Source organism: Delftia sp. S65 (assembly GCF_016516495.1).
GTDB lineage: Bacteria > Pseudomonadota > Gammaproteobacteria > Burkholderiales > Burkholderiaceae_C > Comamonas > Comamonas acidovorans.
The window spans coordinates 35,620-53,661 of sequence record NZ_JACVUR010000042.1; the positions used below are offsets into that span (position 1 = coordinate 35,620).

17 protein-coding genes are annotated in these 18,042 nt (G+C 67.2%); 9 read left to right on the forward strand and 8 right to left on the reverse strand.

What is annotated here, in order from left to right:
• The first annotated feature begins 93 nt into the window (after positions 1-93).
• Positions 94-1,173, forward strand: coding sequence for a glycosyltransferase family 9 protein (locus IAE24_RS24625; RefSeq protein ID WP_199959392.1), 1,080 nt, complete (start codon positions 94-96; stop codon positions 1,171-1,173).
• Positions 1,174-1,224: 51 nt separating this feature from the next.
• On the opposite strand, the gene IAE24_RS24630 is transcribed toward IAE24_RS24625, so the two are convergent.
• The 3 genes from IAE24_RS24630 to IAE24_RS24640 form a co-directional block, all read right to left on the reverse strand.
• Positions 1,225-2,388 carry a GGDEF domain-containing protein gene (locus IAE24_RS24630; protein WP_096916662.1) on the reverse strand — a complete coding sequence of 388 codons (1,164 nt, stop codon included), beginning with the start codon at positions 2,386-2,388 and terminating at the stop codon, positions 1,225-1,227.
• Positions 2,389-2,718: 330 nt separating this feature from the next.
• Complete coding sequence (locus tag IAE24_RS24635; RefSeq protein WP_199959390.1) at positions 2,719-3,402, reverse strand: energy-coupling factor ABC transporter permease; 684 nt, start codon at positions 3,400-3,402, stop codon at positions 2,719-2,721.
• Between the two features lie 162 nt (positions 3,403-3,564).
• Positions 3,565-4,503: a LysR family transcriptional regulator gene (locus tag IAE24_RS24640; RefSeq protein ID WP_199959388.1), complete on the reverse strand. Its 939-nt coding sequence runs from the start codon at positions 4,501-4,503 to the stop codon at positions 3,565-3,567.
• Between the two features lie 128 nt (positions 4,504-4,631).
• Between IAE24_RS24640 and IAE24_RS24645 the strand changes: the two genes are divergently transcribed.
• Positions 4,632-6,089 (forward strand): MFS transporter, encoded by a 1,458-nt coding sequence (locus IAE24_RS24645; protein ID WP_199959386.1) that lies wholly within the window; start codon positions 4,632-4,634, stop codon positions 6,087-6,089.
• Between the two features lie 6 nt (positions 6,090-6,095).
• On the opposite strand, the gene IAE24_RS24650 is transcribed toward IAE24_RS24645, so the two are convergent.
• From IAE24_RS24650 to IAE24_RS24665, 4 genes are all read right to left on the reverse strand, one after another.
• Complete coding sequence (locus IAE24_RS24650; RefSeq protein ID WP_013801876.1) at positions 6,096-6,896, reverse strand: amino acid ABC transporter permease; 801 nt, start codon at positions 6,894-6,896, stop codon at positions 6,096-6,098.
• Positions 6,893-7,555 carry an amino acid ABC transporter permease gene (locus IAE24_RS24655; protein WP_013801877.1) on the reverse strand — a complete coding sequence of 221 codons (663 nt, stop codon included), beginning with the start codon at positions 7,553-7,555 and terminating at the stop codon, positions 6,893-6,895. Before IAE24_RS24655 ends, IAE24_RS24650 begins: the two co-directional genes overlap by 4 nt.
• Before the next feature lie 3 nt (positions 7,556-7,558).
• Positions 7,559-8,461 carry a glutamate ABC transporter substrate-binding protein gene (locus IAE24_RS24660; RefSeq protein WP_043782268.1) on the reverse strand — a complete coding sequence of 301 codons (903 nt, stop codon included), beginning with the start codon at positions 8,459-8,461 and terminating at the stop codon, positions 7,559-7,561.
• A 142-nt stretch (positions 8,462-8,603) separates the two neighbouring features.
• Positions 8,604-9,914: a flavin-dependent oxidoreductase gene (locus IAE24_RS24665; RefSeq protein ID WP_199959384.1), complete on the reverse strand. Its 1,311-nt coding sequence runs from the start codon at positions 9,912-9,914 to the stop codon at positions 8,604-8,606.
• Positions 9,915-9,984: 70 nt separating this feature from the next.
• Here IAE24_RS24665 and IAE24_RS24670 point away from each other — a divergent pair, with 70 nt between their 5' ends.
• The 6 genes from IAE24_RS24670 to IAE24_RS24695 all read left to right on the forward strand — a co-directional run bounded on the left by IAE24_RS24670 (position 9,985) and on the right by IAE24_RS24695 (position 14,811).
• Positions 9,985-10,590 carry a TetR/AcrR family transcriptional regulator gene (locus IAE24_RS24670; protein ID WP_199959382.1) on the forward strand — a complete coding sequence of 202 codons (606 nt, stop codon included), beginning with the start codon at positions 9,985-9,987 and terminating at the stop codon, positions 10,588-10,590.
• Between the two features lie 73 nt (positions 10,591-10,663).
• Positions 10,664-11,665 (forward strand): NADP-dependent oxidoreductase, encoded by a 1,002-nt coding sequence (locus IAE24_RS24675; RefSeq protein ID WP_199959380.1) that lies wholly within the window; start codon positions 10,664-10,666, stop codon positions 11,663-11,665.
• A 30-nt stretch (positions 11,666-11,695) separates the two neighbouring features.
• Positions 11,696-12,400, forward strand: a complete 705-nt coding sequence (locus IAE24_RS24680; RefSeq protein ID WP_063325626.1) for an SDR family oxidoreductase — start codon at positions 11,696-11,698, stop codon at positions 12,398-12,400.
• 167 nt (positions 12,401-12,567) lie between these two features.
• On the forward strand, positions 12,568-12,891 hold the full coding sequence (locus IAE24_RS24685) for an ArsR/SmtB family transcription factor (RefSeq protein WP_013801883.1): 324 nt from the start codon (positions 12,568-12,570) through the stop codon (positions 12,889-12,891).
• A gap of 40 nt (positions 12,892-12,931) precedes the next feature.
• Positions 12,932-13,435, forward strand: coding sequence for an arsenate reductase ArsC (locus IAE24_RS24690; RefSeq protein ID WP_199959378.1), 504 nt, complete (start codon positions 12,932-12,934; stop codon positions 13,433-13,435).
• Between the two features lie 89 nt (positions 13,436-13,524).
• Positions 13,525-14,811 (forward strand): arsenic transporter, encoded by a 1,287-nt coding sequence (locus tag IAE24_RS24695; RefSeq protein WP_199959376.1) that lies wholly within the window; start codon positions 13,525-13,527, stop codon positions 14,809-14,811.
• A 49-nt stretch (positions 14,812-14,860) separates the two neighbouring features.
• Here IAE24_RS24695 and IAE24_RS24700 read toward each other — a convergent pair whose 3' ends face one another.
• Positions 14,861-15,241, reverse strand: coding sequence for a hypothetical protein (locus IAE24_RS24700; protein WP_199959375.1), 381 nt, complete (start codon positions 15,239-15,241; stop codon positions 14,861-14,863).
• Between the two features lie 499 nt (positions 15,242-15,740).
• Here IAE24_RS24700 and IAE24_RS24705 point away from each other — a divergent pair.
• The coding region (locus IAE24_RS24705; RefSeq protein ID WP_233626105.1) for an InlB B-repeat-containing protein at positions 15,741-18,042 on the forward strand (2,302 nt) is incomplete at its 3' end.

Here is an 18,042-nt window from a genome sequence, read left to right on the forward strand (position 1 = left end):
TAGACGGCGTCCGGCTTTTGCAGGGGGAGGGCGCGCGGCGGGCACGCCGATTGCTACGTATCCATGGCCTGCAACCACAGGCGGAGAGTGCCCATGAATTCCATGAATCACCCCTTGCTGAGGCTGGCCGATTCAACCTCGGCCCTCAGGCCCGGCAAGTACACGGACCACCGCAGGTCGGCCGTCTTGCCGCAGCTGCGCAGAATCGGCGTGTTCCGCGCGCGCCGCTTTGGGGATCTGCTGTGCGCCACGCCCGTTCTGCGTGCATTGGCTGCGGCCTGGCCCAAGGCACGCATCACCCTGGTCGGGCTGCCCGAGGCCGAAGGCCTGGCGCAAAGGCTGTCTTCGGTCGATGACTTCGAGCTGTTTCCCGGCTGGCCCGGTCTGCCCGGCGTGCCCTCGGCCAAGGCCGATGAATACAGCTTCTTCCAGCGCCGCATGCGTTCGCGCCGCTTTGACCTGGTGGTGCAGCTGCACGACTCGGGCCGCAACACCAATGCCCTGGTCGCCAACTTTGGCGCGCGCCGCAATGCGGGCTTTGCGGACCCCGATGACTGGGTGCCCGAGGCGGATGCGCTGCGCTTTGTGCCCTGGCCGGGGCAGGGCAGCGAAGTGCTGGGCCTGCTGGCCCTGACCGACTACATGGGCCTGCCGCGCCGCGGCCTCAAGCTGGACCTGCCGTTGAATGCCGATGACCGCGCCCGCGTCCGCCCGCTGCTGCCCGCAAGCCGCCGCTACGCCATCGTGCACCCGGGCGCGCGGCTGGCTGTGCGCCGCTGGTCCGCCAGCGGCTTCGCGGCCGTGGCCGACCGGCTGGCGCAGGCGGGGCTGGAAGTGGTGCTCACCGGCAGCGAGGACGAGCGCGCCCTGGTCGCATCGGTGGCCGCGCAAATGCGCCACCCCGCGCTGGACCTGAGCGGCCGCACCGACATCTGGATGCTGGGCGCGGCGCTGGCATCGGCCAGCGTGGCCGTGTGCAACAACACCACCGTCTCCATGATGGCTGCTGCCCTGGGCACGCGCAGCGTGGTCGCCTCGCAAGCCGGCGAAGTGGACCGGGGTCCGCCGCTGGACCCGCAGCGCCACCGGGTCTTCACCCCCGGCAGCGATGCGCATGCCGCCGAACTGCTGGCGCAGGCAGCGCTGGCGCTGGCGGATGAAGAGCTGGCGTGAGGCATGCCCAGGGCCAGGGCACCCTCGGCGCCCCCGGCGCCCCCGGCGCCTTCAGTGCGGCCGCCCGGGCGCAAGCGGGACCAGTTCCATCCGGTCCCGTCCCTTGCGCTTGGAGGTGTAGAGGGCTTCGTCGGCCTGCTTGAGCCAGTGGGACAGCTCCACCCCCGGTTGGTCGAACAAGGTGGCACCGATGCTCAGCGACACCGGCTCCGGCGTCTCGAACATGGTCCGCGCCTGCTGCGCGAAGGCCTCGCGCAAGTCCTGGCCCAGCGCCTGCGCTGCCGCGTGGTCGACGCTGCGCAGCACGATCACGAACTCGTCCCCGCCCAGCCGTGCGGCCAGTGCGCCGCGCGGCAGCGCGCTGCGGATGAGGTCGCTCAGCGTCAGCAGCAGGCGGTCGCCGGCATCGTGGCCGTGCAGGTCGTTGACCTGCTTGAAGTGGTCGATATCGATCAGCAGCAGGGCGCAGGGGCTGGCCGGTGAGGCCTGCTCCAGCAGCTGGGGTGCGCGCAGATAGAGCGCGCGGCGGTTGTCCAGGGCGGTGAGCGGGTCGCGGGCGGCGATCTGCGCGATGCGTTCCTCGCGGCGATGGCGCTCCGTGCCGGTCATGGACATGGCGAGCAGCATGATCGCCATCACGCCTTCCACCAGCGAGACCAGGATCACCGTGCCGTGGAAATTGGCCAGGTTGATGAAGGTGTCCAGCGCCACGGCCGAGGCGGCCTTGGCGAAATAGAACAGGCCGTGGGCCAGCAGAACGAAGCGCAGCTGCGCCGCGCCCACGCCCAGCGTGCCGCCGTGCGGGCGCAGCAGCAGGCCGGCGCGCAGGCTGATGACGGCGATCAGCAGCGACTGAATGCCCAGCATTGCCCTGGACCACCACGGTCCGCTGGGCATGAACAGCATTGCCAGCCAGACGACGGCCACCAGCCACCACAGGCGCGGCAGCCGGGTGTGCGTGAACGCTGCAACGCCGGCCAGGAACAGCCAGTGCGCGCAGATCAGCAAGCCGTTGGGAAACCAGATGCCCAGCAGCACATGGCCGCTGGAGCGCAGCAGGGCCAGCACACAGCCCACGGCGATGATGGCAAACCCCCCGCTCCACAGCAGCAGCGAGCGTTCGCGCACGCTGCCCCATTCCGCAGCCAGATACAGCGCCGAGGCGGCGGCCATGGCCGTGGTGAGAACGAGCAGGGTGAAGGGATCGAGAACCATGGACGATGAAGATATCGGCGCAGGCCGGCCCCGTGCAATAGCTGCCAGGCAAGGAGCAATGCGGCGCAGGTCGGGGCCGTCGCATTGAAATGGAGCGGAGCGCGCGGGCCGAATTGTCGCAGGATGCGGGCCTTCAGGCCCTTGCTGCGCGGCAGTCCGTTGGGTGGAAGTCACGGATCGGGCGGCCCGTGAACGGGAGCCCGTTGCCTGATTTTCGGCCTGATTTCCGTGATGCAGCCGCCTTGGTGCTGGTCAGCGCGGATGCGGCTGGAGTCTTGAGCAGCCCGCCACAGCGGAGCACCAAGGGTGCGGTGACCGGGAAGCCGGCTGTCAGATGGCCGCTGCGTGCAGGCGGGTGTTGAAAAGCGGCCCTTGCGTGAAGGCGGCCAGACGCTTGGCCAGCCACAGCACGGCCAGGTCCACCAGGGGCTCCACCAGCACCACGCACATGTAGGCGGCACCAAAGCTTGCGACCTCGGTCATGGTGGCCAGGCTGGTGCCATGGCCGTAGATGGCCCAGAAGGCGACCCACAGCACGATGCCGCCCTGGTAGGTGGTGGACAGGGCCAGGGCCTGCCGGTAGCTGATGTCCACATAGGCCGTGCCGGCCGGAATCAGCCGGCGCGCCAGTTGGCTCACCGCATACAGCGGCACCAGCAAGGTGGTTACGTTCATGCCGTACTGCGGCAGGTCGAAGGGTGCAAAGAACAGGCCCTGGACCAGCAGGCCGCACGCCAGGCCAATGGCCGCAGCACCCGCGCCGAACATCAGCAGCAAGGTCGAGCCCAGAATCAGATGGACCTCGGATACGCCGACCGGCTCATGCGGAAACACCTCGAAGAAGCTGAACACCAGCGCGGTGGTGATCACACTGCGCACCAGCAGCGCGAGCGCGCCGCCGTTGTCGCGCAGGCTTTGCCGTGCCAGGGCGGCGGTCAGGCCGAAGGCCGCTGCGGCAGTGACGTAACTGAGGGCGATTTTCTCGGGGCTGACGACGCCGGGTTCGATGTGCATGGGAGATCCTGAACAGGCAAGGTCCGTTGGAGAGCCGGCGGGCACCGACTGCGCAACGGCAAAGGCACCGAGCATAGCCGGGGACGGTGTGCTGCGCCATGTTCATTTCACGCGTGTGGCCACGCTGTAGTCACGCTGCCGCACTTCGGATAGCCATCGGTTTCACGCCGGGCTCTCGGCCGCTTTTTCGCATGGCCAGGAATCGCTGTGCTGTTCCGCGCAGATCTCCCGTACGCACCCGCGCAGCCAACGGTGCGCCGGATCGGCATGCAGCCTCGGGTGCCACAGGAGTGAAACCGTGATCTCCGGCACAGGGACCGGAAGGGGGAAGCTGTGCATTCCGGCACGCAGGTTCCCCGTGTGCCGTTCGGGAACACTGGCGATCAGGTCGGAGGCCCGGGCCAAGGCCAGCGCCGCTGAAAAGCCGCCAACGATCGCAACGATCTGCCGTTGCAGGTCGAGAGAACTCAAGGCTTCATCGATGGGCCCCTTGTCCTGCCCTCGCCGGGACACCAGGATATGCCTGCCGGCCGCATAGCGCGCGGGCGTGATCTCGCCCTGGCTCAGCGGGTGCCCCATTCGCACGACGCCAATGAAACGGTCTCGGAACAACGCCTGCGCACGCACCTCCGGACCTATCGAGCTGCCGACAACGCCGGTCTCCAGATCGACCGTGCCGTCGCGAAGCGGGCCGCTCCCTTTGTTTGACTTCTGCACAAAGCAAAGGCGAACGCCAGGCGCTTGCTCGCCGACGCGGGCAATCAGGTCCGGTCCGAAATTCTCCACAAAGCCTTCGCTGGTCCGCAGTGTGAACGTTCGGACCAGCTGCTGGAGGTTGCGCTGCTCGGCAGGGCGCAAAACCGCTTCCGTGTCCTGCACCAGCTGGCTGACCCGCTCGCGGAGTTCGAGCGCCCGAGGTGTGGGAACGAGGCCGCGCCCGGCCCGGACCAGCAGCGGATCGCCCGTCGTCTCCCGCAAACGCGCCAACGCCCGGCTCATCGCTGACGGGCTCAGCCGCAACCGTTGGGCGGCGCGCGCCACGTTGCCTTCCGCAAGCAGCACATCCAGGGTGACAAGCAGGTTGAGATCGGGTCTTGACATGGATCGACCGTAGCACGGCGTGCGGTGACATGGCGCCAGACGCATGAATAAAGTGAAAGTGGTGCGCCTTCCGCCATGCCGGGCAGGGAACTACGCTTCCGATAGCTCAATTTCGGGAGTCGCCAACAATGAAAATCACACCAGAATCAGCCACGACAGCAAGAGATGGGATAGCCGCTGACAGTGCAGAGCAGACGCCGTCGATTCGGTGGGTGCTTGCCAGCCTTTCGCTATCGATGTTGCTGTCATCGCTGGGCACCAGCATCGCCAATGTGGGGTTGCCGACCTTGGCTCAGGCGTTCGGCGCCTCTTTCCAGCAGGTCCAGTGGGTCGTCCTTGCCTATCTGCTGGCCATCACCGCCCTGATCGTCAGCGTCGGGCGGCTCGGCGACGTCATGGGCCGCCGACGGCTGCTGCTGGTCGGCATCTTCCTGTTCACGCTGGCCTCGGTCCTTTGCGGCCTGGCGCCCACGCTCCGGCTGCTGATTGCCGCCCGGGCGGTGCAGGGTCTTGGCGCGGCCATCATGATGGCCCTCACCATGGCGTTTGTCGCCGGGACGGTGCCGAAGGAAAGGACCGGCAGCGCCATGGGACTGCTCGGAACGATGTCCGCAATGGGCACCGCTCTCGGTCCATCGCTGGGCGGCGTTCTGATCGCCGGACTCGGTTGGCAGGCGATCTTTCTCGTCAACGTACCGCTGGGTATCGTGGCATGGGTTCTCGCGCACCGTTACCTGCCCGCCGATTGCCGGGGGGAGAAGACGGGGCGGGCCCGCTTCGACAATCTGGGCACCTTGCTGCTGGCTGTGACGCTTGTGGCGTACGCACTGGCCATGACGCTGGGGCGCGGAAGTTTCGGTCCGCTCAACGGGGCTCTTGTGTTGGCCACTGCCTTGGGTGCCGTGCTCTTCGTGCTTGCCGAGGCGAAAGCCGCATCGCCCTTGATTCGATTGGCGATGTTCCGTGATCCAGGCTTCAGCGCAAGCCTTGCCATGAACGCGCTCGTCTCGACGGTGATGATGTCGACGCTGGTGGTGGGGCCGTTCTACCTCGCCCGTGCGCTCGGGCTCAACGAAGCCATTGTTGGCATCGTGATGGCGGTGGGCCCGTTGATCGCCATATTGAGCGGAGTCCCCTCTGGCCGTGCCGTCGATTGTTGGGGCGCGCCATCCATGGCCATCGTCGGGCTCATCGCCATGGCGGCGGGGGCATTTGCACTGTCCGTGCTTGCGTCGATGTTCGGCGTGGCGGGATACGTTGCTGCCATCGTCGTCCTGACCCCTGGATATCAGCTCTTCCAGGCGGCCAACAACACCGCCGTCATGGCGAATGTCCATCCAGACCAGCGCGGCGTCATCTCGGGCATGCTCAGCCTGTCGCGCAACCTAGGGCTCATCACCGGGGCATCCATGATGGGGACGGTTTTCGCGCTCGCTTCAAAGACGCCCGACATCGCAACGGCGCATCCCGAGGCCGTTGCCAACGCGATGCGGATCACGTTCGCAGTCTCGGCCGTTCTGATCGTCGTTGCCCTGGCCATGGCAATGGCAGTTGCAAGCCGTGCTCTCGCGACAAGCCGCTCGTGACGAGGCTCAGTGCACCGGCCGGCTCAGCCGCCTGCTCGCCCTCGATATCGCGTAGTTCACCAGGCAGTACAGCACCGCCACCACCAGGTACACGGGCACCAGCGCGTGGTAGTTGGCGATGAGCACCTTGGCGTTCTGCATGAGCTCGCCATAGGTGACGATGTAGCCGAAGGTGGTGTCCTTGACCACGATGACCAGCTGCGCGACCAGGGCCGGGACGATGTAGCGCAGGGCCTGCGGGAAGACGACGAACCGGAAGACCTGGACCTCGGTCAGCCCCAGGCTTCGCGCGGCATCGGTCTGGCCGCGAGGGACGGCCAGCACGCCTGCGCGGTAGACCTCGGCCACCACGGCGGCGGTGCTCAGGCCTATGGGCAGGGTCAGCATCCAGTACGTGCCGAGCTTGATGCCGGCTGCGGGAAGCACCAGAAAGCACACATAGATCAGCAGCAGCGTGGGCGTGCCGCGCAGGAATTCGATGACGGCGATGCTGGGCCAGCGCACGATGCGGGGCCGCGCCAGGCGCCCCGCCAGCAGCACCAGCCCAAGGCTCAGCGCAATGACGGCGGCCATGGCCGAGGACGCCAGCGTGCCGAGCAGGCCCTTGGCCAGAAAGGCCCAGGTGGTGGGCCAGGCGAAGAACTCCCAGAACCGGGCCTCGAGCTGGCCTGCGGAATGAAAACGCCACACGACGCCCGCAGCCAGCGCAATCAGCCCGGCCGCGGCGATCAGGCTGACCACCTGCGTGATCTTCCTGGCCTGCGGGCTGGGCGCGCCAAACAGAATGTCTTCCAGAGAACGGCTCATCGCAGTATCCGCAGCTTCTTTTCCAGGATGGCGCCCACCCAGGCAATGAGCAATCCGGTGGCCACGTACAGGGCGGCGGCCACCGCGAACGCGGCCATGCCGGCGGCGGAGTCGTTGGCGATCTTGGACACGAGCGCCGTGAGCTCCCGGCCCGCCAGCGGCACCTGGGACGCCAGCGAGGTGGACAGCATCAGCGCAATGAGCAGCGACGTCATCGGCTGCACGACCGAGCGCAGCGCCTGCGGCAGCACCACGGCCGAGATGATCTGCATGGGCCGCATGCCCAGGCTGAGCGCGGCCTCGATCTGGCTGCCGGCAATGGTGTTGATGCCCGCGCGCAGATAGTCCGCCGTGAACGCGGAGCAGACCAGGGTCAGGGCCAGGACCACGCTGGGCTCATAGTCGATCACGACATTGAGATCGGGCAGCGCGAACACGATGAAGATCAGCAGCGCCACGCTGGGAATGTTGCGGAAGATCTCGACGTAGCCCGTCAGCACGAAGCGCAGCGGCGGCAGGGGAAGAAGCCTGAGCACCGTCACGACCACGCCCAGCAGGAAGCCGGGCAGGAACGAGAAGGCGGTGAGCTTCCAGGTCAGCAAGAGGGCCTGCCAGAAGGCAGGCCCGTGGTCGGCGAGGAGCCGGGAGATGTCACCCATCGTTCAGGGCAGGGCGGGCGGCGTGGGAACGGCCGTGCTGCCGGTGCGCTGCCCGATGGAGATGGTCCACAGCTTGGCCCAGGTGCCGTCGGCTTCGATTTTCTTCAGGAAGGCGTTGATGAAGGCCACGCCGTCCGAGCCCTTGGGCAGGCCGATGCCGTAGGAATCCTGGGCGCCAAAGGGCGCGCCTGCCAGCCGCGCGTCGCCGGTGCCCAGGCTCAGGGTGTTGAGCAGCAGCGTGTAGTCGGTCACATAGGCATCCACACGGCCCTGGCGCAGGGAGTCCAGCGCTTCCTGGTGGGTCTGGAACTCCTGCACGACCGCCTTGGGCGCGTGCTGCGCCAGGATGGCGGGGCCCGTGGAGCCGGCCTGCGTGGCCACCTTCTTGCCTGCCAGATCGCTGTACGACTGCACGGTCTTGTTGCTTGCCTTGACCAGCACCCCGGCCTGCGAGGTGTAGTAGGGGCCGGCAAACGAGATCTTCTCGGCACGGGCGGGGGTGATGGAGTAGGTGGCGATCACCATGTCCGCCTGGTTGTTGATGAGCACCTGCTCGCGCGTGGACGAGGTCACCTGTGCGAACTGGTACTTGGACGCATCGCCCAGGATATAGCGCGTGAGCAGCTGGGCCAGGCCTGCGTCGAAGCCGCGGATCTTGCCGTCCTTCTCGTTGAGCAGGGAGAACAGATTCGAGGTCTGGGTGCTGCCCAGGCGCAGCGTGCCGGTCTGCTTGATCTTGCTGGCCCACGTGCTCGATGCAATGGTCGCGGCGTCGGCGACGGGGCCTTGCGCCACCAGGGCGTCAAACGCCGCTGTGTTCAGGGGCGCGCCCTGCGCAAAAAGCGATCCACTGCCCACGATCGCCAGCGTCACCACGGTGGATTTCAGAATGGATTTGATGGGCATGTGGTCTTCCTGCTTGGTCTGTGATGTAAATCTGGGGATGGCTGCCAGGGGCAAGGGCCGATTATGGCGACTCGCGGCCCTTGCTGCCGCACAAGGGCTCAGTCCCTGGTCATGCGCCGGTCATGCGCCGATCATGCGTCGGTCACTTGCTGGCCATGCGCCGACCGGGTGCGATGGTGGGGGCTGCGGCATTGAGCGTCTCGATCGCATAGCCGGCCGCTGCCTTGTAGCGGGCCATGAAGCCCTCGCGCTCCTCGCGCGGCAGCACCTCGTCGATATGGTCGAAGACGCCGCCGCAGCGCTCGTCCACCAGCCCCAGCAGGCCGAAGGGGCCGGCCCCGCGGTTGCGCAGCACCAGGGCCGAGATGTCCTTGCACAGCCTGTCGTCATAGGAGCGCAGCGCCTGCGGGCCCACGCCGTGGTCCAGCAGCTGCGCCCCCAGCACGCGCGCGTCCACGATGGCCTGGCTGGCGCCGTTGGAGCCCACGGGGTACATCACATGCGCCGCATCGCCCAGCAAGGCCACGCGGCCGTCCACCCAGGTGGGCACGGGGTCGCGGTCGATCATGGGGTACTCGAAGACATCCGTGGCGCCGCGCAGCATGGCCGGCACGTCCAGCCAGCCGTAGTCCCAGCCGTCGAAGTGGTGGATGAATTCCTCCAGCGCCACGCGCCGGTTCCAGTCGCCTTGCTGCCAGCCGCCGTCGTTGTCCACCGTGATCTCGGCGATCCAGTTGATGGTGGCCAGGCCCGTGACGGGGTCCGGCGGCGTGATGGGGTACAGCACCACGCGATGGCGCAGCGAGCCCACGCCCACGAAGGACGCACCGGTGCGCACCGGCACGCCCGGCGTGGTGCCGCGCCACATGATGGCGCCACCCCACTGGATGGGCGGCTGCGCGGGGTGCATCTGCGCGCGCACGGCCGAGTGCAGGCCATCGGCCGCCACCAGCAGTGAGCCCTGCACCTCCAGGCGCTGGCCATCGCGGGTGTCGATGAGCGCGGTCACGCCCTCGGCGTCCTGCCGGTAGCCCACCACGCGCCGGCCCAGCTGCACGGCGTCGTCGCCCAGGCGCTCCCGCACGGCGTTGAACAGCATCATCTGCAACTGCCCGCGGTGCACCGCGTACTGCGGCCAGTGGTAGCCCGCCTGCAGCCCGCGCGGCTCGGCATACACCTCGTTGCCGTTGCGGCCCACCAGCGCCCATTCCCGCGCCTGCAGGCCGATGGTGTCCAGCACATCGTTGCCGAAACCCAGGTCATGCAGTTCCCGCACCGCGTTCGGCTGCAGGTTGATGCCCACGCCCAGCGGCTGCAACTGCGCCACCGACTCGAACACGATGCAGGGCACGCCGATCTGGTGCAGCGTGAGGGCAGTGGCCATGCCACCGATGCCGCCGCCGGCAATGAGCACGGGGCGGGATGGATTGTTGTGTGAAGCAGCAGCAGACATGCCGGGATTGTCCATGCAATGGCTGCGGGCGGATGTCCCATCTGCGGCGCGTGCATGGCGCAAACAATGTATGATGACCATCATGCGAAACACAAATTCCAGCGCCCGGGCTTCCGCCAAGGAGGCCACGCATGAGCGCATCGTCTCCGTGGCGGCGCGTGCCATCCGCCGCAGCGGCTATGGCGGCACCGGGGTGGCGGACATCATGAAGGAGGCGGGCCTGACGCACGGCGCCTTCTACGCCCATTTCGCCTCGCGCGATGCCATGCTGGCCGAAGCGGCGGGCAAGGCCTGCGCCGAGTCCTGTGCCGCCGTCGCCGACGTGGTGGCCAAGGCGCCGCCCGGCATGGTGCTGCAGGCCATGCTGGCCGCCTATCTTTCCAAGGAACATGTCCAGCGCGCCGAGGTGGGCTGCCCCCTGGCGGCCCTGGGTTCCGAGACCTCGCGCCAGGCGCCGGAGGTGCGCCGCGTGGCCACGGGCCACATCAAGGAAATGGTCGATCTCATCGCCCGCCAATCGCCGGACTGGGGACAGCCCGGCGCCCATGAGCGCGCGCTCGTCACCTTGTCCACCATGGTCGGCAGCCTGCTGCTGGCACGGGCAGTGGACGATCCGGCCCTGTCCGACAGCCTTCGCGAGGCAGCACTCAAGCACCTGGCGCCGGCCAGCCGTTGATGGCGCATGCCCTGTGCATGTGCCTGGATTTTTTTCGCCGTTACATATGATGATCATCATATAAAGGAAGACCATGAAGGCATTTGTTCTGGAAAGCTATGGAGCGAACCGGGCCTTGCAGTTGGCAGACGTACCCGAGCCGCAGCTGCGTGACGACGAAGTCCTGGTCCAGGTCCATGCCGCAGGCGTGAACCAGCTGGACTCCAAGATCAAGGCCGGGCAATTCAAGCTCATCCTGCCCTATCGCCTGCCCCTGATCCTGGGCCACGACGTGGCCGGCGTGGTGGTCAAGGCCGGCCCGCGCGTGCGGCAGTTCAAGCCGGGCGACGAGGTCTATGCACGCACGGACGATTTCCGGATCGGTACGTTCGCGGAGTTCGTGCCGGTCAAGGAGTCGTCGCTGGCGCCAAAACCGAAGGGGCTCACGATGGAAGAGGCCGCCTCCATCCCCCTGGTGGGCCTGACGGCCTGGCAGGCACTGGTGGAGACAGCGAAGCTGACGAAGGGGCAAAGGGTCTTCATCCAGGCCGGCTCCGGTGGCGTGGGCACGTTCGCCATCCAGCTGGCCAGGCACCTGGGTGCCACTGTGGCCACCACCACGAGCGCGGCCAACTTCGAGCTGGTCAGGAGCCTGGGTGCGGATGTCGCCATCGACTACCGCACGCAGGACTTCGAGGACGTCCTGCACGACTACGACGTGGTGCTCAACAGCCAGGACGGCAAGACGCTTGGCAAATCCCTGCGCGTGCTCAAGGGCGGCGCGAAGCTGGTCTCCATCTCCGGCCCGCCCGATCCCGCGTTTGGCAGAAACATCGCGGCGCCTGCATTCGTGCGGCTGGTGATGCGGCTGCTCAGCTCCGGCATCAGGCGCCGGGCGCGAGGCCGTGGCATTGACTACTCATTTCTCTTCATGCGGGCCAACGGCGGCCAGCTGCGCGAGATCACCCGCCTCATCGAAGCGGGCGCCATCCGCCCGGTCGTGGACAAGGTCTTCGCATTCGAGTCCACCAACGAGGCCCTTGCCTATTCCGAAGCCGGCCATGCCAAGGGCAAGGTCGTCATCAAGATCCGTTGAATCTGTTTTTCCCCACCCCTGGAGTGCTCCATGAAAATTGAAAACGCTGTTGTTCTCGTCACCGGCGCCAATCGCGGCATCGGCCTGGCTTTCGCACGCGAGCTGCTTGCCCGTGGCGCCCGCAAGGTCTACGCCGGCGCGCGCGACCCCGCCACCGTCACCCAGCCCGGCGTGCATGCCCTGCAGCTGGACGTGAACCGCCCGCAGGACGTGGCCGCCGCCGCGGCGCTGGCGTCGGACGTCACGCTGGTGATCAACAACGCCGGCATCGCCCAGCCCGGCGGCTTCATGGCGCCCGACAGCGAAGAGGTCGCCAGGCGCATCTTCGAGACCAACTTCTTCGCCGTGCTGCGCATGAGCCAGGCCTTCGCGCCGGTTCTCAAGGCCAACGGCGGCGGAGCCTTGCTCAATGTGCTGTCGGTGGCCTCCTGGGTGAACGGCGGCGAGCTGGCCGCCTATTCGGCCAGCAAGTCGGCCGCCTGGTCGCTCACCAACGCCCTGCGCAGCGAGCTTGCAGGGCAGAAGACACAGGTGCTGGGCCTGCACATGGCCTATGTCGACACCGACCTCACGCGCGGGCTTGACGCGCCGAAGTCCAGCCCCGAGGACATCGTCAGCCGCGCGCTGGACGGACTGGAGGCCGGGCTCGATGAAGTGCTGGCCGACGAGCTCACCCAGCAGGTCAAGCGCGGCATGACGGCGGCCCGGCCAAGCTATCTGCCGCAGGGCGCCTGAGATCGGACCGTGCCCGGTTGGCTGCGCTTTTTCTGCAACCGGGCACGGCGGTCAGCCATGGGTGCCCATCCGCATGGGGTGGCGTGGGTTGGCATGGGCTGGCACGATCGGTCAGCGCCCGTTGGGTACATATTTCCATATTTGTTGAAATATCGTATGATTCGCCCATGGATGAATCTGAAGTCGTCGAATCCCTGGCCGCGCTTGCCCACCCCTTGCGCCTGCGCATCTTCCGCGCGCTCGTCGTGGCCGGGCCCGAGGGGCTGACGCCGGGCGTCATGGCAGAAAGCCTGGGCGCCGCCAACACCACGCTGTCTTTCCATCTCAAGGAACTGACCCGCTCGGGCCTGGTGACGCAGGAGCGGGCCAGCCGCAACCTGGTGTACCGCGCCGCCTATGAGCGCATGAATGGCCTGCTCGGCTTCCTGACGCAGAACTGCTGTGCAGGTGCGTCATGCGAGGTGGCCGACATGTCCTGCAAGTCCTGCTGACGCTGCTCCCCCGGTTTCCCCGCCCCGAACACTTCCTGCCATGACTTCCGACAAACCCCTGAACGTCCTGTTTCTGTGCACGCACAACTCTGCCCGGAGCATCCTGGCGGAAGGCCTTCTGAATCACCTCGGCGGCGGGCGCTTCAAGGCCTACTCCGCAGGCAGCAGCCCCCGCGACAACCAGCAGCCCCATCCGCTGGCGATTGCGGCGCTGGAGCAGGCGGGCGTGTGCACCGAAGGCCTGCGCAGCAAAAGCTGGGATGAGTTCGGTGCGCCCGAGGCACCCCCTATGGACCTGGTCATCACCGTCTGCGACAGCGCCGCCGGCGAGGCATGCCCCTATTGGCCGGGCCAGCCCGCCACCGCGCACTGGGGCTACGCGGACCCGTCGCAGGCCGAAGGCAGCGACGAAGGCCGGCAGGCCGCATTCCGCCAGACCCTGCTGGCCATGCGGCAGCGCCTGGAGCGGCTCGTCAACCTGCCGCCATCGTCCCTGGCCAGGCACGCGCTGCAGCAGTCTGCCCGCGACCTGGCCCGTGACTGAAGCCTGCCACTGACACCGGCTACCGACACCCGCCACCGAAACCGCTGCGGCTCCCGCTGCCGCCTGCACATCCCCGAAGAAAACAGCACATGCTTGCGGCCCTCCTGATCTTTGCAGCCACCCTTGTTCTGGTCATCTGGCAGCCCGCAGGCCTGGGCATCGGCTGGAGCGCGTCGCTCGGCGCCATCGTGGCACTGGCCCTGGGGGTGGTGCACTGGGCCGATGTCGCCGTCGTCTGGGGCATCGTCTGGAACGCAACCGCTACCTTCGTGGCGGTCATCATCATCAGCCTGCTGCTGGACGAGGCCGGGTTCTTCGCTTGGGCTGCACTGCACGTGGCCCGCTGGGGGCGCGCAAGCGGCAGGCGCCTGTTTGCCTTCATCGTGCTGCTGGGCGCCGTGGTGTCTGCGGTCTTTGCCAACGATGGCGCCGCGCTCATCCTGACGCCCATCGTGATGGCCATGCTGGTGGCCCTGGGCTTTTCTGCCGCAAGCACCCTGGCATTCGTCATGGCGGCAGGGTTCATCGCGGACACGGCCAGCCTGCCGCTGGTGGTGTCCAACCTTGTCAACATCGTCTCGGCGGACTTCTTCGGCATCGGCTTCAACGACTACGCGTCGGTCATGGTGCCGGTGAACCTGGTTGCCGTGGCCGCCAGCCTGGGCGTGCTGTTCCTGTTCTTCCGCAAGGATCTGCCCCGCACCTACGCCTTGGAGCGCCTGCAGCCGCCATCGGCCGCCATCCGGGACATGGCTACCTTCCGCGCAGGCTGGGTCGTGCTGGCGCTGTTGATGCTGGGCTTCTTCGGGCTGGAGCCGCTGGGCGTTCCCGTCAGCGCCGTGGCCGCGGCCTGCGCGCTGCTCTTGCTCGCCGTCGCCGCCCATGGCCGGGTCATCAGCGCAAGCCGGGTCCTGAAGGGCGCGCCATGGCAGATCGTCGTGTTCTCGCTGGGCATGTACCTGGTGGTCTATGGCCTGCGCAACGCGGGGCTGACCGGTGCCCTGGCCAGGGTGCTGGAAGTCTTTGCAGGCGGCGGCGTGTGGGGCGCCGCAATAGGCACCGGCTTTCTGTCGGCGGGCCTGTCTTCCGTGATGAACAACATGCCCACGGTGCTGGTGGGCGCCCTGTCCATCGAGCACTCCGGGGCCACGGGGCTGGTGAAGGAAGCCATGGTCTATGCCAATGTGATCGGCTGTGACCTGGGCCCCAAGATCACGCCCATCGGAAGCCTGGCCACCTTGCTCTGGCTCCATGTGCTGGCCCGCAAGGGCATGACGATTGCCTGGGGCTACTACCTGCGCGTCGGCATCGTCCTGACCCTTCCGGTCCTTGCCATCACGCTGGTCGCGCTTGCCTTGCGGCTGAGCGTGGTCTGAACGTGGGCTGAGCGTGGGCTGAACGCCGGCCGGCCGGCGCGCTGGCGCATCAGCTGCTGCCGTCCTGCGCAGGCATCGGCACATTGGCGCGGCGTTCAAACAGGTGGGCCATTGCCTTTGCCGCCGCCTCGGCCGCTTCGGCGCGGCGCATCTCGGCCGGGTCTTCAAACCCGCAGCCCATGGCCTGGGCCTCGGTGCCGGCGTAGTCGGCCAGCGTCTCGGCGCTGTCGCGGATGCTTTGCAGGGCGCGGGCCACCACGTCCATGTGGCGATGGCCCTTGGGCGTCTCCAGCCATGCCAGGGCGAGCTGGGCGATGGCGGAGATTTCTGCACAGCCTTGCTGCACTAGATGGTCCACCTGGGTGAGGGCGTTGGACAGCTGCCGGGCGCTGTGGCTGTCCGTGGCGGTGGAGGGCTGGGCGGGGTTCATGCCATGTCCCTCCGCAGTTGGCCGGGCACAAAGGGCTGGCATGAGGGAGGGGCTGCGCCAAAAGACGGCGCGCAGGCGAGAGAAACGGCGTTCATTGTTCCGTGCTCCATTGCGGATCGAAGCCACAGGCCATTGCATCTGCGTTGACTGATGGATTCGGTGTACCAAGCCTCGCTTTCGGAGAGGCTGTGCCGCTATACGACGGATGTTTTGAAGCATCAGCCCCGGGACAGGGGGCTGGGGCGGATGATAGCGCGGGAGGGGAACGCCCCTTTTTTTGGGGGGGAGAGGCTTGCGAAACGTCCAGTCAAGCGCGGCACGAACGCACAGTCAAGCCGCCAAGGCTGCGCGCCCGCAAGATGGCCGGCAGTGCGCATCCACCCGTGCCACACGCTTCCATAAACATGGCTTTCAGCGCTTGATGCACAAGTGCTGAAAGCATTTTTCATGGCCGATCGCGGCTGGGTGGAACACAGCTCCACCCACCCACCACATCGCCATGAAAACCCTTGCCCTTCGAATTGCCATGCTGCTGCTGACGGCGGCGGCTTCAGTGTCTGCTGGTGCAGTCACGGTATTCGACAACCTGGCAGCCGCCAATGACCCGTGGCTCATCCAGCACAACTCCAGCTACCACACCAACCTGTGGGTGGCCAACCGGATCCCGATTGGCAGCCAGTCGCTGCGCATCACGCAGGTGAAGATGAATCTCACCCAGATCGACCAGTTCGAGCTGCAAGTGTGCGCAACCGACGCCAGCGCCGCCACGCCGTTCGTGGACATGACGGCCTGCGCCCCCTTCACCGCCGACGCGGCCACGCCAGGCATGCGCGTGTTCACGGGCGACCGCATCGTGGCGGCGGGCGACTTTGCCTGGGTGGTGGTGCGCAGCATCGGTCAGACCATGATCCGCCGCCAGATCACCACGGCCACCAACGACGGGCTGACCTGGTATTCAGGGGCGAGCCACAACCCGGCCTGGGTGGCCGAGCCGCAGACCTCCATCGGCATGACGGTCGAGGCCGGTTCCGTGCAGCTCGATGGCGTGTGCGGCAGTGCCAGCAGCGCCACGCCTCGCCGCTATCCGCCAGATGCCTTGCTTTGCAGCGTGGGCACGACCAGCGGCGTGATGGGTGATACCTACTCCTTCTCCTGGGTGTGCCAGAGCAGCTACGGCGGCAACCCTTCGCCGCAATGCTCCGTGCCTCGCGCCTACCTCGTTACCTCCCAGGCCACGGGCGGCGGCAGCATCGAGGCGGGGCGCGATGTAGCGGCGGGGCAGCAGGCCAGCTTCACGCTCACCACGCCACCGGGCTATACGGTGCAGGCCAGCGGCTGCGGCGGATCGCTTGCGGGCAACACCTACACCACTGCGACCATTACCGGCAATTGCACCATCAGCGCCACCTTCGCCCCGCCGCCCACCAACGGCGCGTGTGGCAGCACTACGCCTTCGCTCACCTTGCCAACCCTCTTGTGCAGCGCCGGTTCGGCCACCAACCAGTCTGCCGCGGCCGATGCCTTCCGCTGGAATTGCGCGGGCATCAGCGGCGGCACCACGGCCGCTTGCCTGGCACCGCGCCAATACATGGTGACAGTCAACACGGATGCGGGCATCGCCAGCGCACAGTGCACCCCGAACCCCGTGACCCATGGCTCCAGCGCCACCTGCACGGCCACGGTGCATGACTCAGTCGCCCGCCCCTTCAGCGGCTGGGGCGGCGCATGCAGCGGCACGGGAGCTTGCCAGCCCGTGGTTCTCGGGACTACCACCGTTTCTGCCAACACGACGCTCATCACCTACGCCATCACCACCACTGCCACCACAGGCGGGAGCATGTCATGCACGCCCAACCCCGTGCCCCACGGCCAGGGCGCTAGCTGCACTGCCACGCCGCAAACGGGCTTTCAGTTCACCGGCTGGACGGGCGATTGCGCGGGCACGGGTGCATGCCAGTTCACCAACGTGACCAGCGCGCACAGCGTGGGAGCCACCTTCGCGCCCATTACCTACGCCATTGCCACCCCCGCAGTCACAGGCGGCAGCGTGAACTGCACACCCAACCCCGTGCGCCATGGGCAAGACACTATCTGCGTCGCCTCGCCCGCGATGGGCAACCACTTCACCCATTGGTCGGGAGATTGCTCGGGCACTGCCAGCGCGTGCATTCTCTACAACGTGACCAGCCCGCGCAGCGTGGGTGCCACATTTGTGCTCAACACCTATCCCATCGGCATCGTCCCCGCCCCGGCCAACGGCACAGTCACCTGCACGCCCAACCCCGTCACCCACGGCCAGGATGCAAGCTGCACCGCCACGCCCGATGCGGGTTACCACTTCACCAGTTGGTCGGGCGATTGCGCGGGCACGGGTGCATGCCAGTTCACCAGCGTGACCGCGTCGCGCACCGTCTCGGCCACCTTCACGCCCAACACCCACTCCATCGCCACCCCCGCTGCCGTCAACGGCACGGTCACCTGCGCACCCAACCCCGTCACCCACGGGCAGGACGCAAGCTGCACCGCCACGCCCGATGCGGGTTACCACTTCACCAGTTGGTCAGGCGATTGCGCGGGCACAGGTGCATGCCAGCTAACTAACGTGACGAGCCCGCGCAGCGTGAGCGCCTCATTTGTGCTCAACACCTATTCCATCGGCATCGTCCCCGCCCCGGCCAACGGCACGGTCACCTGCGCACCCAACCCCGTTAACCATGGGCAGGGTGCAAGCTGCACCGCCACGCCCTATACGGGTTACCACTTCACCAGTTGGTCAGGCGATTGCGCGGGCACAGGTGCAT